Below are 15,231 nucleotides of genomic sequence, written 5' to 3'. Positions count from 1 at the left end.
GGTTTCTTCACTCTCGCTTCGGAGCGCCGTGAAAATGGCTGAAACGCAAAACGATCCTCTGCTGCCTGGTTACTCGTTTAACGCCCATCTCGTGGCCGGACTGACGCCGATTGAGGCCGACGGCTGGCTCGATTTTTTCATTGACCGGCCGCTCGGCATGAAAGGTTATATTCTCAACCTGACGGTGCGCGGCGAAGGGGTGGTGAAAAATCAGGGTAAGGAATATCTCTGCCGCCCCGGCGATATGCTGCTGTTTCCGCCGGGTGAAGTGCACCACTATGGCCGCAACCCGGAGGCCAAAGAGTGGTATCACCAGTGGGTCTATTTCCGCCCGCGCGCTTACTGGCATGAATGGCTGAACTGGCCCGCCATTTTCGCCAATACCGGTTTTTACCGCCCGGACGAGGCGCATCACGAACAGTTTTCTTCGCTGTTTCAGTCGATTATCGACGCCGCCCAGGGGCCGGGGCGCTACGCCGAGCTGCTGGCGATAAACCTGCTGGAACAGTTGCTGCTGCGCCGCGTTGAGGCGATTAGCGAATCGCTGAAAGCGCCGCTCGACAGCCGCGTGCGCGACGCCTGCCAGTACATCAGCGATCACCTGGCCGACAGCCATTTTGATATCGCAAGCGTCGCGCAGCACGTTTGCCTGTCGCCGTCGCGCCTGTCGCATCTCTTCCGCCAGCAGTTGGGCGTCAGCGTGCTGAGCTGGCGCGAAGACCAGCGCATCAGCCAGGCGAAGCTGCTACTCAGTACCACACGCATGCCGATAGCCAGCGTCGGGCGTAACGTGGGTTTTGAAGATCAGCTCTATTTCTCGCGTGTCTTCAAAAAATGCACCGGGGCGAGCCCGAGTGAATTCCGCGCCGGGTGTGAATAACGCAACGTGGGTTTCGTGTCATGCCCGGTAAAGTAAAGTATGGTTAAAGAAGGATGGCTTGACGCAGAGCATAGCGCTCAGGAGAATCCTCTGTTCCACACTTTACCGGATGCGTTATGGAAGCCTTTCTGGAACACTTTATCACTCAGTCAGTCGCCTATTCGCTGATTGCTATTGCGCTGGTAGCGTTCCTCGAATCCCTGGCGCTGGTCGGGCTGTTGCTGCCCGGCACCGTGCTGATGGCCGCCCTGGGCGCGCTCATTGGCAGCGGCGAGGTTAATTTCTATGAGGCCTGGGCCGTGGGGATTATTGGCTGCCTGCTCGGCGACTGGATCTCATTCTGGCTCGGCTGGCGCTTTAAAAAGCCGCTGCACCGCTGGTCTTTCCTGAAAAAACACAAGGCGCTGCTCGATAAAACCGAACACGCGCTGCATCAGCACAGCATGTTTACCATTCTCGTCGGGCGCTTTGTCGGGCCGACGCGCCCGCTGGTGCCGATGGTGGCGGGAATGCTCGACCTGCCGGTGCGTAAATTCCTCCCGCCGAATATCGTCGGCTGCCTGCTCTGGCCGCCGTTTTACTTTCTGCCGGGCATTCTCGCGGGCGCCGCTATCGATATCCCGCCGGAGATGAAAAGCGGTGCGTTTAAATGGCTGCTCGGCGGCGTGGCGCTGCTGGTCTGGCTGGCGGCGTGGCTGCTCTGGCGCTGGTGGCGCAGCGGTAAAACGCAGGATCGCCTCACGCGCTATCTGCCGCGCGCGCGCCTGCACTGGCTGGCCCCCGGCGTGGCGGCAGCGGCGGCCGTAGCGCTGTTCGCCATTCAGAGCCACCCGCTGATGCCGGTATATCGCAGTATTCTGTGGAAAGTGGTGACCGGCGCTCAGTGAGGCGTAATGCCGAGCAGCGCCGACGCGCTGGCTTCGCCGCTCAGCAACTGCGCGGTGGGGCCGTCCCAGACGATGCGTCCTTCGACGACCACCAGACTGCGCGCGGCGATACGCGCCGCATCTTCCACGCTGTGCGACACCATGAGCAGCGTCGTGCCTTCCTCCTCGCACAGTTTTTCCAGCAGCGTCAGCATCTCCTGACGCAGCGCCGGATCGAGCGCGGAAAACGGCTCATCCAGCAGCAGAACGGGGCGCTTTCGCACCAGACAGCGCGCCAGCGCCGCCCGCTGACGCTGGCCGCCGGAGAGCGCGCCCGGCAGCCGCTCCAGCAGATCGCCAATCGCCATGTTGTCGGCTATCGCCTCGACCTGACGCTTCTGCTGTGCGTTCAGCCGCAGGCCGGGCGACAGCCCGAGCGCAATGTTCTGGCGCACCGTCAGATGGTTAAAGAGATTATTTTCCTGAAACAGCATCGACACCGGGCGTTTTGACGGCGGCGTGCGGGTGTGATCCGCGCCATTGATAATGAGCGAGCCGCTGGCGGGCGCGAGAAAACCGGCAATCAGATTGAGCAACGTACTTTTGCCCGCGCCGCTTGGCCCCAGCACCGCCACGCGTTCGCTCTCACGCACGTCCAGCGTAAAGCGCATCGGCAGGTGGTGATACAGCCAGGTGAGATCAGTCAGTGTCAGCATGGCGCCCCGGAAGTTTTTCAATCAAGGTGAACAGCAGGAAACAGAGCAGCAGCAGCAGCAGCGCCGTGACCGCGCCTGCGTCGCTGCGGTAGGCACCGATCTGCTGGTAGAGATAAAAGGGCAGCGTGCGGAAATCCTCATTGCCAAACAGCGCCACGACGCCGAAATCGCCAATCGACAATACGCAGGCGAACGCCATCGCCTGGGCGAGCGGTACCCGCAACGCGCGAGTTTCCACCAGCCGCAGCCGGTTCAGGCCGCGTATCTCAAGCGACGCGCAGAGCGCGCCGTAGCGCGCGGCGATATCGCGCATCGGGTTATCGAGCACTTTCAGCGCGTAAGGAATAGCCATCAGGGCGTTGGTGAAAATCACAATCGCGTCGGCGCGCTCCGGCAGTCCGATGGTGGCGTTCAGCAGCAGGAAAAATCCGGTCGCCAGTACAATGCCCGGCATCGCGAGGATCAGCACGCCGCAAAGCTCCAGGCTTTGCCCGACGAGACGATGCTGGCGCAGGTACAGCTCGCGTGTGCTCCAGAGCAGCATCATGGTCAGGATAACGCACAGCACTCCGGCGCAGAGCGCGATACGCAGCGACGTCCAGAGCGCGCGCCACAGCGCCGGGTCGGCCAGCGCATGGCTAATGTCGCCGCGCAGGCCGTCCACCAGCACCGCCAGCAGAGGCGGCAGGAGAAGCAGCAGCGCGGCACCAATCAGCAGTGAATCGATGAGTTTGCTGCGCCATGAATCCTCCGGGTTGCGCCAGCCGCGCACCAGCGTCGCGCCGACAGGAATCGCTTTGCTGAGCCGCTGGCTTAACAGGATAAGCGACAGGCAGCAGCCCATCTGGATAAGCGCCAGCAGCGCCGCGCGCCCCGGATCGTAGTCATAGCTCAGCGCCTGGTAGATGGCGAGCTCAATGGTGGTTGCCTGCGGCCCGCCGCCGAGCGCCAGCACCGTGGCGAAACTGGCGAAGCAGAGCATAAAAATGAGCGCCGCTACCGGCGGGATCTGGCGGCGCAGCCAGGGCCACTCCACCAGCCGGAAGAAATCCCAGCCGCGCATACCGAGCTGCGCGGCGAGCTGGCGCTGTTCGCCGGGGATCTGCGTCAGCGTCTGGTACAGCAGGCGAGTCGCCATCGGCATATTAAAAAAGAGGTGCGCCAGCAGGATGCCCTGAAGGCCATAAGGCGAAAACGTCCATTCAATACCGAGCGTCGCGCAGAGCGCGGCGAGCCAGCCGCTGCGCCCGTAGACGCTAAGCAGGCCGAAAATCGCCACCAGCACCGGCAGGATAAGCGTCATGGCGCACAGGCGCAGCAGCATTCGCCGCCCCGGAAAGCGGCGGCGGTAGAGCGCGCGGGCGAGTGGGATCGCAGGCACGACGGAAATCAGGGCAGAGAGAAACGCCTGCCAGAACGAGAAGCGCACCACATGCCACAGGTAGCTGTCGTGTAGCAGCGCGCGTGCATCGGTGTGCGGCGCGTGTGTCCAGAGCGCTGCGAACGCCGCCATCGCCACCGCCGCCATCAGCAGGGCGGCGGTGAGGCCGGGCCAGAGCCAGCCGGGGATCAGCGGCTCACGGCGCGTTGCCATTCACTCGTCCATTGCGCGCGCTGTGCGGCGACTTCCTGTGAGGTGAATTGCAGGGTGGTCTGCGGCCGGGTCAGCGCGTTAAAGCCTTCCGGCAGCGCGACGTTGGTCACCGGGTACATCCAGTTGCCCGCGGGGATCGCATTCTGGAAGGCGGGCGAAACCATAAACTTCAGGAATTTCTCCGCCAGTGCGGGCTGCTTGCTGGCGGCGGTGCGTGCGGCGACTTCCACCTGCAGATAGTGGCCTTCGCTGAAATTCGCCGCTGCGTAGTTCTCTTTTTTCTCTTCAATAATGTGGTAGGCGGGCGAGGTGGTGTAGCTCAGCACCAGATCGCCTTCGCCTTTCAGGAACAGGCCGTAGGCTTCGCTCCAGCCTTTGGTGACCGTAACGGTTTTCGCGGCGAGCTTCTGCCAGGCGTCCGGCGCTTTATCGCCATAGACTTTTTGCATCCACAGCAGCAGGCCCAGCCCTGGCGTGCTGGTGCGCGGATCTTCATAGATGATGCGCCATTTCTGGTCGCTCTCAACCAGCTCTTTCAGGCTTTTCGGCGGGTTTTTCAGTTTGTTTTTATCATAGACGAAGGCGAACCAGCCGTAGTCGAACGGCACAAAGGTGTCGTTATTCCAGCCGCCCGGCACGTTAACTTCACCCGCCGGAACGCCGCTTTTGGCGAACAGCCCGGTCGCGGTCGCGGCCTGAAGCAGATTGTTATCCAGGCCCAGCACCACATCGGCTTTGCTGTTTTTGCCTTCCATGCGCAGGCGGTTAAGCAGCGAGACGCCATCTTCCAGCGCCACGAATTTCAGCTCGCAGCCGCAGTCGGCTTCAAAGGCGGTTTTAATTTTCGGGCCAGGGCCCCACTCCGAGGAGAAAGAGTCGTAGGTGTAGACGGTCAGGACAGGTTTGGCGAAAGCCGGAGCGGCGGCGAGCGCCAGCAGAGGAAGCAGTTTTTTTAACACTTTGCACCTTTATCAAATGGGGGCAAAGGATTTTGAGCGGTAGCCTCAAATCCCTTCGCCGGCGTTATCCGGATCAGGTTCGACGGGTATTATCTCAGCGCACCGGTCAGTCGGCAGCACCCCGTTGAGAACGGCTCATTGTAATGATTTGCGTAATGTTGCGAAAGGGTTACGGCTCCGGCGGTGCAAACCAGGCGGATTTAAAATCAAACCAGCCGAGCGTGTTCATGCGCACGCCGCGCATACTGCGCTGGCCCTGTAGCATCAGCCAGTGGTGAATGAGCGGCAGAATATCCTGACGCTCGAGCATCGTGCGGCACCACTGCGGCAGGTTCAGCGCGCCGGTGCGCCAGCGCTGGGCGTCGCCCTGCCAGTCGAGCGGGATGCAGCGCTGAATGAGCGGCACTTCGCACAGGTGCGCGAACAGCGAGAAATCGAGCGGCAGCGTAAAGTTGGCGCTGTTAAGCCATAGATCGCTGGTAATGTCGCCCTGATACCACTCCTCATAGCTCACCTCTCGCAGTTCCAGCTCCACCTGCTCCTGCGCCAGGATATCGCGCAGCAGCGCGCCGATAATGCGGTTTTCATTGTGGTCGCCATAGAAGGTGAGCGTAAGACGCTCCAGCCCGGCGGGCTTCTGCGCCTCAGGAATTTGCGGCGCGTGGTGCCAGCGCGGCAGCAGGCCGTAAGCCGGAAACCAGATGCGCTGATAGTGCGGCGCGGCGCGGTGCAACAGGCGGGCGGGCGTAAAGCGCGAGCTTATCCAGCGGCGCACCTCCGGCATCGCGCCGACGCGCGAGCGGGAATCAAACAGCAGGTAGTAGCAGCCTTCTTCGAGGCGGCTCTCCACGGCTTTTTCGTCGACGTCGCGTGTCGGGCCTTCAAGCTGAACGGCGCAGCTCAGCTCCTCGCCTATCTCCGGCAGCACCCAGAAGTTCACCTCATCAATCAGCGCGCGGTAGCCAAAATAGTCATCAAAGGCGTGGATTTTTAGCTGGTTGCTGTTATTGCGTACCACCGCGTAAGGGCCAGTGCCGACGGGCTGGCTCGCGAATTTCGGCATTTCCGGCCACTCCCGCGGCAGGATCATCGCCGGCACGCTGCCCATCAGCCACGGCAGCCAGTCGTCCGGCTCGCTCAGGTGAATATCGAGTGTCCAGGCCGTGGGAGAAACGACCTGGCGGATATGCGCGTAAAGCGGCAGGGCGCAGATGCGCTGGAGCGAGCTGATGACATCGAGCATGTCCAGCTCGCGGCCGTGATGAAAATGGATGCCGGGGCGTAAGAAAAAGCGCCAGTGAAAAGGGGAAATACGCTGCCAGTGGTGCGCAATATCGGCTTCCAGTTCCCCGTTTTCCTCGTTTATGCGCGTCAGACCGTTGAAAATCTGCCGGGCGATATGGGTTTCTGAACGGCGCAAGGCGCTGCCGGGCAGCAGGTTTTGCAGTGGGCGGTAATAGAGCACGCGCAGAATATGGCGTCCCTGACGGAAGCTGCGGCCCAGGTGTGAAAGTAACATCTGACGCACCGTGGATTTGTCACCGACGATCTGCACCAGCTGATCGATTCTGTCCTGCTCCAGCAGATCTTCCGCCCGCTGTTGCTGCAGCGCGAGTCCGGTATAGAGGAACTGCAGCCTGGAGCGTTTGCCGCGTCCGGCCTCGGCTTCCCATGTCAGCCAGCCGCGCGCCTGCATGGCGTTCAGCAGTGTGCGCATGTGGCGGCGCGAGCAACTCAGCAGCTCGGCCAGTTCGTTGAGCGTCGTTTCCTGCGGCTTGCCATCACAGCATTGCCACAAACGAATGAATTGTTGTTGCAGACGACCTGAAGGCATAAAAGAGGAACTCCGGCTCGAAACTCATCAATTTAATATTCCCTATATTACGGCAATACTTCTCTTCGATGAAAGCGGAGGGGCTTATGAAAACGTCGTCAACATGCAGGTTTTATCAGCAGTATTTCAGTGCAACGCAACGTCTTTACGGCTCATGGCTGGCCCGCCTGAACGGTAAAACGCCGCAACGAATGCTCGATGAGATCATGCAGTGGGAGGTGACATTCCCGGTGACGTTTAAGCGCCGCTAAGCGGACATCACGTGTAACTGAGTATTGGTGCTTTTCACCCGCCAGCAGTGTGCTACTGCTGGCTTTTTTCGTCTATCATGAGCACGATTTCGCCCGCCTCAACTGAAAGGATGCGCCCGATGCTGTGGTTTCTTACGTTTGTCCGACGGCTCAATGTCGTCTATCTCGCTTTTATGGTCGTCGCCTTCATGATGGGCGTGGCGGGCGCGCTACAGGCGCCGACGCTGAGCCTGTTTTTAAGCCGTGAAGTGGGCGCGCCGCCGTTCTGGGTCGGGCTCTTTTATACGGTGAACGCGATTGCCGGGATTGCCGTTAGCCTGTTGCTGGCGAAGCGCTCCGACAACCGGGGCGACCGGCGCAAGCTGATCCTTTTTTGCTGCCTGATGGCGGTCGGCAACTGCGTATTGTTCGCCTTTAACCGCCATTACCTGACGCTGATTACCGCAGGCGTGCTGCTGGCGTCGCTTGCGAATACCGCCATGCCGCAGCTTTTCGCGCTGGCGCGCGAGTATGCCGATAACTCCGCCCGCGAGGCGGTGATGTTCAGTTCGGTGATGCGCGCCCAGCTCTCGCTTGCGTGGGTTATTGGGCCGCCGCTGTCGTTTATGCTGGCGCTGAGCTTTGGCTTTACCACCATGTTTTTAATCGCCGCCGGGATTTTTATCCTGAGCCTGGCGATTGTCTTTTTCGCGCTACCGTCGGTGGCGCGTATCGAGCAGCCTGCCGATGTGGCCATCACGCAGGTCAGCGGCTGGAAGGACAAAAATGTGCGGATGCTGTTTATCGCCTCTGTGCTGATGTGGACCTGCAATACGATGTATATCATCGATATGCCGCTATGGGTGAGCCAGGAGTTGGCGCTGCCGGAGAGTCTCGCGGGCGTGTTGATGGGCACCGCGGCGGGGCTTGAGATCCCGGCGATGCTGCTGGCCGGGTTTTACGTGAAGCGGTTCGGTAAAAAGCCGATGATGCTGGTGGCGGTGGCTGCTGGCGTGCTGTTTTACGCCGGGCTTAATCTCTTTCACAGCCGCGAGGCGCTGCTGGGGTTGCAGCTCTTTAACGCGGTGTTTATCGGGATTGTCGCCGGGATTGGCATGGTCTGGTTTCAGGATTTAATGCCGGGGCGCGCGGGGTCTGCCACCACGCTTTTCAGTAACAGTATTTCGACGGGTGTGATCCTGGCGGGTGTGGTGCAGGGCGCGCTGGTGGAGAGCTTCGGGCATTACGCGGTGTACCCTGTGATGACCGGGGTGGCGCTGGTGGCATTGTGGCTGACGAGCCGGGTGAAGGACGTTTAAGGCGTGGTGATTGTCTGATGGCGGGTGCGCTGTGTTTACCCGCCCTGTGGCAAACAGGGCAAGGGCATGATATGGCGGGTGCGCGGGGCTTACCCGCCCTACAAACTCTTAAACGTATTTCTGTAGGGCGGGTAAGCAACGCGCACCCGCCGTAAACACTGGGGAAACCGCAAAAACTCACCCCATAAACGCGGGCTGTTTTTTCTCATACGCCGCGATGGCGTCGTCGTGCTGCAACGTCAGGCCGATGCTGTCCAGCCCGTTCAACATGCAGTGGCGACGAAACGCGTCAATGTTAAAGCTATATGTCTTATCGCCCGCTTTCACCACCTGCGCTTCCAGATCCACTTCAAAGCGAATGCCGGGGTTGGCCTTCACCAGCGCAAACATCTCATCCACTTCTTCATCGCTGAGCGTCACCGGCAGCAGCTGGTTGTTAAAGCTGTTGCCGTAGAAGATATCGGCGAAACTCGGCGCAATCACCACTTTAAAGCCGTAATCGGTCAGCGCCCACGGCGCGTGCTCGCGCGATGAGCCGCAGCCGAAGTTTTCACGCGCCAGCAGGATAGACGCGCCCTGATATTCCGGGAAATTCAGCACAAATTCCGGGTTCGGCTGCTCGCCTTTGTCATCGAGAAAACGCCAGTCGTTAAACAGATGCGCGCCGAAGCCGGTGCGCGTCACCTTTTGCAGGAACTGCTTCGGGATAATCGCGTCGGTATCCACGTTCGCCGCATCCAGCGGAACCACCAGACCGGTGTGTTGGGTAAATTTCTCTGCCATGGGGTTCCCCTTATTTCAGACTACGGATATCGGCGAAACGGCCGGTCACAGCGGCGGCGGCGGCCATTGCCGGGCTGACCAGGTGCGTGCGCCCGCCGCGGCCCTGACGGCCTTCAAAGTTACGGTTGCTGGTGGACGCACAGCGCTCGCCCGGGTTCAGGCGGTCGTTGTTCATCGCAAGACACATCGAGCAGCCAGGCAGACGCCATTCAAAACCGGCCTCAATGAAAATCTTATCCAGCCCTTCGGCTTCCGCCTGCGCTTTCACCGGGCCTGAGCCTGGCACCACCAGCGCCTGCACGCCCGGTGCCACTTTACGACCGCGAGCGATTTCAGCCGCAGCGCGCAGATCTTCGATACGCGAGTTTGTACAGGAGCCAATAAACACTTTATCGATAGCCACATCGGTCAGCGGCACGCCAGGCTTGAGGCCCATGTAGGCCAGCGCTTTCTCGGCGGAGGCGCGCTCAACCGGATCGGCGAACGAGGCCGGATCGGGAATGGCGTCGCTTACGGCGATCACCTGGCCTGGGTTGGTGCCCCAGGTGACTTGCGGGGCGATCTCTTCAGCATTCAGCGTGACAACCGCGTCAAACTGCGCGCCGTCGTCGGTTTTCAGGGTTTTCCAGTACGCCACGGCCTCGTCGAAATCCTGGCCTTTAGGCGCATGCAGACGGCCTTTAACATAGTTAAAAGTGGTTTCATCCGGCGCCACCAGGCCCGCTTTGGCACCCATTTCAATCGCCATATTGCACAGCGTCATGCGGCCTTCCATGCTGAGCGCGCGGATAGCGTCGCCGCAGAACTCCACCACATAGCCGGTGCCGCCGGCGCTGCCGGTTTTACCAATAATCGCCAGCACGATATCTTTCGCGGTGATGCCCGGTGCGGCGCGGCCGTTGACCTCGATTTTCATGGTCTTCGCGCGGCCCTGTTTGAGCGTCTGGGTTGCCAGCACATGCTCCACTTCCGAGGTGCCGATGCCAAACGCCAGTGCGCCGAACGCGCCGTGGGTCGCGGTGTGGGAATCGCCGCAGACGATGGTCATGCCCGGCAGGGTGATGCCCTGTTCTGGCCCCATCACGTGCACGATGCCCTGATACGGATGGTTCAAATCGTACAGCTCAACGCCGAACTCGTTGCAGTTCTTAATCAGCTCCTGCATCTGAATGCGGGCCATTTCACCGGACGCATTAATGTCTTTCGTCTGGGTGGAGACGTTGTGATCCATGGTGGCGAAGGTTTTACGCGGCTGGCGCACCGGGCGGCCATGGGCGCGCAGGCCGTCAAACGCCTGCGGCGAGGTGACTTCATGCACCAGATGACGGTCGATATAGAGCAGCGGCGTTTCGTTCGGGGCCTCATGAACCACGTGAGCGTCAAACAGCTTCTGGTATAAGGTCTTTGCCATGGTTACACCCCTTCGGTCACATAGCGGGCGATGATATCGCCCATTTCATCGGTGCTGACAGCCTGGCCGCCGCGGGCCAGGTCGCCGGTACGCACGCCTTCTGCAAGCGCGCGGTTAATCGCGTTTTCAATCGCCGTCGCCGCGTCGTCGGCTTCCAGGCTGTAGCGCAGCAGCAGCGACAGCGAGAGGATCTGAGCTATCGGGTTGGCGATGTTTTTCCCGGCGATATCCGGCGCGGAGCCGCCTGCCGGCTCGTACAGGCCGAAGCCCTGCTCGTTGAGGCTCGCGGAAGGCAGCATCCCCATAGAGCCGGTGATCATGGCGCATTCGTCAGAGAGAATATCGCCAAACAGGTTAGAGCAGAGCAGCACATCGAACTGCGACGGATCTTTAATCAGCTGCATGGTGGCGTTGTCGATATACATGTGCGCCAGGTCGACATCCGGGTACTCTTTGCCGATTTCATTGACGATTTCGCGCCACAGGAGCGACGTTTGCAGCACATTCGCTTTATCAATCGAAGTGACTTTATTACGGCGTTTACGCGCCGACTCAAACGCGATGCGGGCGATGCGTTCGATTTCAAAACGATGGTAGACCTCGGTGTCGAACGCTTTTTCATGCATGCCGCTGCCTTCGCGGCCTTTCGGCTGGCCGAAGTAAATACCGCCGGTCAGCTCACGCACGCAGAGGATGTCAAAGCCGTTAGCGGCGATATCGGCGCGCAGCGGGCAAAATTCTTCCAGACCCGGGTAGAGCTTCGCCGGGCGCAGGTTGCTGAACAGTTTGAAGTGTTTACGCAGCGGCAGCAGCGCGCCGCGCTCCGGCTGCTGCGCCGGCGGCAGATTTTCCCACTTCGGGCCGCCGACCGAGCCGAACAGGATGGCATCGGCCTGCTCGCAGCCTTCTACGGTGGCCTGCGGCAGCGGGTTGCCGTGACGATCGATGGCGATGCCGCCAACGTCGTAATGGCTGGTAGTAATACGCATATCAAAACGACCACGAACGGCATCCAGTACTTTCAGGGCTTGCGCCATCACTTCCGGGCCAATACCGTCGCCCGGCAAAACTGCAATATGATAATTTTTAGACATCACACGGTTTCCTGATTGTGTTCTTTATTCTGTGCTTTGCGTTGCAACTCTTTCTCGACTTCACCGGCGCGCCAGATGTTGTTCAGCACGTTGATCATCGCGCGGGCGGAGGATTCGACGATATCGGTCGTCAGCCCCACGCCGTGGAAGTGGCGGCCGTTATAGCTGACCACGATATCCACCTGGCCCAGCGCGTTTTTGCCGTGGCCTTTCGCGCCTAACTGGTATTTCACCAGCTCAATGTCGTAGTCGGTGATGCGGTTGATGGCCTGATAGACCGCGTCGACCGGGCCGTTGCCGTTGGCGGCTTCGGCTTTGATTTCCTCGCCGCAGGCGAGCTTCACAGAGGCGGTCGCCATAGCGCTGGAGCCGGACTGCACGCTGAAGTATTCCAGACGGAAGTGCTCCGGCTCTTCCTGCTGTTTATTGATAAAGGCCAGCGCTTCCAGATCGTAATCAAACACCTGGCCTTTTTTGTCCGCCAGCTTCAGGAAGGCGTCGTACAGGTCATCCAGGTTGTAGTCGTTTTCGTGGTAGCCCATCTCTTCCATGCGGTGCTTCACGGCGGCGCGGCCGGAGCGGGACGTCAGGTTCAGCTGCACCTGATTCAGGCCGATGGATTCCGGCGTCATGATTTCGTAGTTTTCGCGGTTCTTCAGGACGCCGTCCTGGTGGATGCCGGAAGAGTGCGCAAAAGCGCCGGAGCCGACCACCGCTTTGTTCGCCGGGATCGGCATGTTGCAGATCTGGCTCACCGTCTGGCTGGTGCGCCAGATCTCATGGTGGTTAATGCGGGTGTGGACGTTCATCAGGTTCTGGCGCAGCTTGATGGCCATAATGACTTCTTCCAGCGCGCAGTTGCCCGCGCGTTCGCCGATGCCGTTTAACGTGCCCTCCACCTGTCGCGCGCCCGCCTGTACGGCGGCCAGGGCGTTGCCGACGGCCATGCCCAGATCGTCATGGGTGTGGACGGAGATAACCGCTTTGTCGATGTTCGGTACGCGCTCGTACAGGCCGCTGATAATATTGCTGAATTCGAAGGGCAGGGTGTAGCCTACGGTGTCCGGGATATTAATAGTGGTGGCGCCGGCGTTAATGGCGGCTTCCACCACGCGCGCCAGGTCTGCAATCGGGGTGCGCCCCGCGTCTTCACAGGAAAATTCAACGTCATCGGTATAGTTGCGGGCGCGTTTGACCATATAGACGGCGCGCTCAATCACTTCATCCAGCGTACTGCGCAGTTTGGTCGCGATGTGCATCGGCGAGGTGGCGATGAAGGTGTGAATACGAAACGCCTCGGCAACTTTCAGGGATTCGGCGGCCACGTCGATATCTTTTTCCACGCAGCGCGCCAGGGCGCAGACGCGGCTGTTTTTCACCTGACGGGCAATGGTCTGTACCGATTCGAAATCGCCCGGTGAAGAGACCGGAAAACCGACTTCCATAACATCGACACCCATGCGCTCAAGCGCCAGCGCGATTTGCAGTTTTTCCTTTACGCTCAGGCTCGCCTGGAGCGCCTGCTCACCGTCACGCAATGTGGTATCAAAAATAATGACTTGCTGGCTCATGGTTGGTGTCCTTATTTGTCATGGGGCGCCTTGCGTGAGCATAAAAAAACCCGCGCAGCGGCGCGGGTTTTCGTATTTCTGATGACCTGACTCAAGCGTTACCGCTGAACGTCGCGCACCAGTCTACCGCGCACTGAGGATGCGTTTAGTAGTAGTAGACCAGCGAAACGAACGATGCGAATCATGAATCATGTCCCGAATAAATGCGTTAACAGGCTTTTAGTGGTACTTGATCCGACAGACCGTGTCAACCCTTGTCTGTAATTCTACAGTTAACGTAACGGAGTCGCACCAAATGCTGATTTAGTGGATTATGCTGATTAATCACTTTTATATAAAATATCCGTATACGTTAAGCGAAGTATAAGTTTTACCACCGGAAGGATGCGCATTTTTGGCTTCTTTTTATGGGGTTTATTGCGCTAAATTATTCGCCGTATCAATTAATTGATGCGACTAAATGGGGCGTGATGGCATTTAATTCAGACTTTCCGGAAGGCTGTTGGCGTATTTATGAAAAAAGTGAAGTATTTACGAAAACTGAATTGATAATTCATAAAGTGAATTATTGTTTATTCGTGTTTTTTATGATTTGATCGGGCTGTAAGAAAAGTAACATGATAAACAAAGTCCTAAAATATCAGGAGATTTCATTTTATTGTCTATTAATGAACTTTTAATTCAAAACAGCAGCTTTTTATGATTTTTTGAACCTCCTCTTTTGCCTGAAATTGCTACATGATAAACGGAATGTTCTGGGTAATGCATGCAAAGGGAATAATGTATCAGTGGAGTAGATTATGTCTGGTGATCATATTGAACACTTACCCGCGCCCGAAGGGCTGAAACCTCAATTACGCACGGTCGACCTGAATTTATTGACGGTTTTTGATGCGGTTATGCAGGAGCAAAACATCACCCGCGCCGCGCATATGCTGGGAATGTCTCAGCCCGCCGTCAGTAACGCCGTAGCACGCCTTAAAGTGATGTTTAATGATGAGCTATTTGTGCGCTACGGGCGCGGCATTCAGCCCACGGTCCGGGCGTGCCAGCTATTCGGTTCGATTCGTCAGGCGCTTCAGCTGGTGCAAAATGAGCTGCCCGGCTCTGGCTTCGAGCCGCTCAGCAGCGAAAGGCTGTTTAATCTCTGCGTGTGTAGCCCGCTGGATAATCTGCTGACCTCTATTATTTACAACAGCGTAATGAATATCGCGCCTAATATTCATTTGGTATTTAAATCTTCACTGAATCAGAATATCGAACATCAGTTACGCTACCAGGAGACAGAGTTCGTCATTGGTTACGATGAATTCCGTCGCCCGGAGTTTACCTGCGTTCCGCTATTTAAAGATGAAATGGTGCTGGTGAGCAGTAAAAGCCATCCGCGTAAAGATAATTTGTTACGCGAAAGTGAAGTCTTTAAAGAACAACATGCCGTGGTGGCGTTAGATCGTTTTAGTTCTTTTAGTTTGCCGTGGTACGACACGGCGGAAAAACAGTCCGCTATCGCTTATCAGGGTATGGCGCTGACGAGCGTTTTAAATGTGGTATCGCGCACAAATCTCATTACCATCGCGCCGCGCTGGCTGGCGCAGGATTATGAACACGCGCTGCAACTGCAAATCATGCCGCTGCCGTTTAAATTAAACAGCCGCACCTGTTATCTCTCCTGGCATGAAGCGGCCGGGCGCGATAAGGGACATCAATGGATGGAGGAGCTGTTATCGAACGTCTGTCGGCGTTAACCGGTAATCAAACAGACGGGCGGTATTAACCGCCCGTTTTTTCTGTGTATAGCCCTTTTTCTGCTATTTTATTCTGTCAGCAACATCCGTCTTCCGGCACACCGCGTTCTCTCTCTGTTTTTTGATTTATCACTGTCAGAAATGGGCGTCGCGAAATTAACGGTCATAAGCGCCGCTTATATTCAGCATATCTCTCCGTTTAAACGCTTTTCTTCAGGGGCGTACCGCT

General features: G+C 58.3%; 14 protein-coding genes and 1 riboswitch. Of the genes, 5 read left to right on the top strand and 9 right to left on the bottom strand.

Annotation, left to right across the window (positions count from 1 at the left end; genetic code table 11):
* Window positions 1-34: 34 nt before the first annotated feature.
* Together araC and AFK66_RS16055 are read left to right on the top strand one after the other, a co-directional pair.
* Window positions 35-880: an arabinose operon transcriptional regulator AraC gene (gene araC / locus AFK66_RS16060; protein WP_085959991.1), complete on the top strand. Its 846-nt coding sequence runs from the start codon at window positions 35-37 to the stop codon at window positions 878-880.
* 116 nt (window positions 881-996) lie between these two features.
* Window positions 997-1,767 carry a DedA family protein gene (locus tag AFK66_RS16055; protein WP_012125776.1) on the top strand — a complete coding sequence of 257 codons (771 nt, stop codon included), beginning with the start codon at window positions 997-999 and terminating at the stop codon, window positions 1,765-1,767.
* Here the strand turns inward: AFK66_RS16055 and thiQ are convergent.
* The 4 genes from thiQ to sgrR form a co-directional block, all read right to left on the bottom strand.
* Complete coding sequence (thiQ, locus tag AFK66_RS16050) at window positions 1,761-2,462, bottom strand: thiamine ABC transporter ATP-binding protein ThiQ (RefSeq protein WP_023899445.1); 702 nt, start codon at window positions 2,460-2,462, stop codon at window positions 1,761-1,763. The genes AFK66_RS16055 and thiQ overlap by 7 nt on opposite strands.
* Complete coding sequence (gene thiP, locus AFK66_RS16045; protein WP_023899444.1) at window positions 2,446-4,056, bottom strand: thiamine/thiamine pyrophosphate ABC transporter permease ThiP; 1,611 nt, start codon at window positions 4,054-4,056, stop codon at window positions 2,446-2,448. The genes thiQ and thiP overlap by 17 nt, the downstream gene beginning before the upstream one ends.
* Window positions 4,032-5,015 carry a thiamine ABC transporter substrate binding subunit gene (gene thiB / locus AFK66_RS16040; protein ID WP_007783778.1) on the bottom strand — a complete coding sequence of 328 codons (984 nt, stop codon included), beginning with the start codon at window positions 5,013-5,015 and terminating at the stop codon, window positions 4,032-4,034. Before thiB ends, thiP begins: the two co-directional genes overlap by 25 nt.
* A 32-nt stretch (window positions 5,016-5,047) precedes the next feature.
* Window positions 5,048-5,149, bottom strand: a riboswitch (TPP riboswitch).
* 35 nt (window positions 5,150-5,184) lie between these two features.
* Window positions 5,185-6,849: an HTH-type transcriptional regulator SgrR gene (gene sgrR, locus AFK66_RS16035; protein WP_007783781.1), complete on the bottom strand. Its 1,665-nt coding sequence runs from the start codon at window positions 6,847-6,849 to the stop codon at window positions 5,185-5,187.
* Between the two features lie 86 nt (window positions 6,850-6,935).
* Here sgrR and sgrT point away from each other — a divergent pair, with 86 nt between their 5' ends.
* Together sgrT and AFK66_RS16025 are read left to right on the top strand one after the other, a co-directional pair.
* Window positions 6,936-7,100, top strand: coding sequence for a glucose uptake inhibitor SgrT (gene sgrT, locus AFK66_RS16030; protein WP_007783783.1), 165 nt, complete (start codon window positions 6,936-6,938; stop codon window positions 7,098-7,100).
* Between the two features lie 119 nt (window positions 7,101-7,219).
* Window positions 7,220-8,398, top strand: coding sequence for a sugar efflux transporter (locus AFK66_RS16025; RefSeq protein ID WP_032974517.1), 1,179 nt, complete (start codon window positions 7,220-7,222; stop codon window positions 8,396-8,398).
* 177 nt (window positions 8,399-8,575) lie between these two features.
* Here AFK66_RS16025 and leuD read toward each other — a convergent pair whose 3' ends face one another.
* From leuD to leuL, 5 genes are all read right to left on the bottom strand, one after another.
* Window positions 8,576-9,181, bottom strand: coding sequence for a 3-isopropylmalate dehydratase small subunit (leuD, locus tag AFK66_RS16020; protein ID WP_007783789.1), 606 nt, complete (start codon window positions 9,179-9,181; stop codon window positions 8,576-8,578).
* Between the two features lie 10 nt (window positions 9,182-9,191).
* Entirely contained in the window at window positions 9,192-10,592 is a 1,401-nt protein-coding gene (gene leuC / locus AFK66_RS16015; protein WP_007783795.1) for a 3-isopropylmalate dehydratase large subunit, read from the bottom strand.
* A 2-nt stretch (window positions 10,593-10,594) separates the two neighbouring features.
* Window positions 10,595-11,686, bottom strand: a complete 1,092-nt coding sequence (gene leuB / locus AFK66_RS16010) for a 3-isopropylmalate dehydrogenase (protein WP_007783799.1) — start codon at window positions 11,684-11,686, stop codon at window positions 10,595-10,597.
* Window positions 11,686-13,257, bottom strand: coding sequence for a 2-isopropylmalate synthase (gene leuA / locus AFK66_RS16005; protein WP_007783802.1), 1,572 nt, complete (start codon window positions 13,255-13,257; stop codon window positions 11,686-11,688). The genes leuB and leuA overlap by 1 nt, the downstream gene beginning before the upstream one ends.
* Window positions 13,258-13,355: 98 nt before the next feature.
* Window positions 13,356-13,442: a leu operon leader peptide gene (leuL, locus tag AFK66_RS23260; RefSeq protein ID WP_100207198.1), complete on the bottom strand. Its 87-nt coding sequence runs from the start codon at window positions 13,440-13,442 to the stop codon at window positions 13,356-13,358.
* Between the two features lie 615 nt (window positions 13,443-14,057).
* On the opposite strand from leuL, the gene leuO reads away from it, so the two are divergent.
* Window positions 14,058-15,002, top strand: a complete 945-nt coding sequence (gene leuO / locus AFK66_RS15995; RefSeq protein WP_007783808.1) for a transcriptional regulator LeuO — start codon at window positions 14,058-14,060, stop codon at window positions 15,000-15,002.
* Window positions 15,003-15,231 lie beyond the last annotated feature (229 nt).

The sequence above is a fragment of the Cronobacter malonaticus LMG 23826 genome, assembly GCF_001277215.2.
Lineage (GTDB): Bacteria > Pseudomonadota > Gammaproteobacteria > Enterobacterales > Enterobacteriaceae > Cronobacter > Cronobacter malonaticus.
This window is presented reverse-complemented; position numbering and strand designations above follow the sequence as displayed.

What these genes read in the sequence shown, in the direction of transcription:
- araC (WP_085959991.1), top strand. Translation starts at nt 35, where the DNA reads ATGGCTGAAACGCAAAACGATCCTCTGCTGCCTGGTTACTCGTTTAAC.
- AFK66_RS16055 (WP_012125776.1), top strand. Translation starts at nt 997, where the DNA reads ATGGAAGCCTTTCTGGAACACTTTATCACTCAGTCAGTCGCCTATTCG.
- thiQ (WP_023899445.1), bottom strand. Translation starts at nt 2,462, where the DNA reads ATGCTGACACTGACTGATCTCACCTGGCTGTATCACCACCTGCCGATG.
- thiP (WP_023899444.1), bottom strand. Translation starts at nt 4,056, where the DNA reads ATGGCAACGCGCCGTGAGCCGCTGATCCCCGGCTGGCTCTGGCCCGGC.
- sgrR (WP_007783781.1), bottom strand. Translation starts at nt 6,849, where the DNA reads ATGCCTTCAGGTCGTCTGCAACAACAATTCATTCGTTTGTGGCAATGC.
- sgrT (WP_007783783.1), top strand. Translation starts at nt 6,936, where the DNA reads ATGAAAACGTCGTCAACATGCAGGTTTTATCAGCAGTATTTCAGTGCA.
- AFK66_RS16025 (WP_032974517.1), top strand. Translation starts at nt 7,220, where the DNA reads ATGCTGTGGTTTCTTACGTTTGTCCGACGGCTCAATGTCGTCTATCTC.
- leuD (WP_007783789.1), bottom strand. Translation starts at nt 9,181, where the DNA reads ATGGCAGAGAAATTTACCCAACACACCGGTCTGGTGGTTCCGCTGGAT.
- leuC (WP_007783795.1), bottom strand. Translation starts at nt 10,592, where the DNA reads ATGGCAAAGACCTTATACCAGAAGCTGTTTGACGCTCACGTGGTTCAT.
- leuB (WP_007783799.1), bottom strand. Translation starts at nt 11,686, where the DNA reads ATGTCTAAAAATTATCATATTGCAGTTTTGCCGGGCGACGGTATTGGC.
- leuA (WP_007783802.1), bottom strand. Translation starts at nt 13,257, where the DNA reads ATGAGCCAGCAAGTCATTATTTTTGATACCACATTGCGTGACGGTGAG.
- leuL (WP_100207198.1), bottom strand. Translation starts at nt 13,442, where the DNA reads ATGATTCGCATCGTTCGTTTCGCTGGTCTACTACTACTAAACGCATCC.
- leuO (WP_007783808.1), top strand. Translation starts at nt 14,058, where the DNA reads ATGTCTGGTGATCATATTGAACACTTACCCGCGCCCGAAGGGCTGAAA.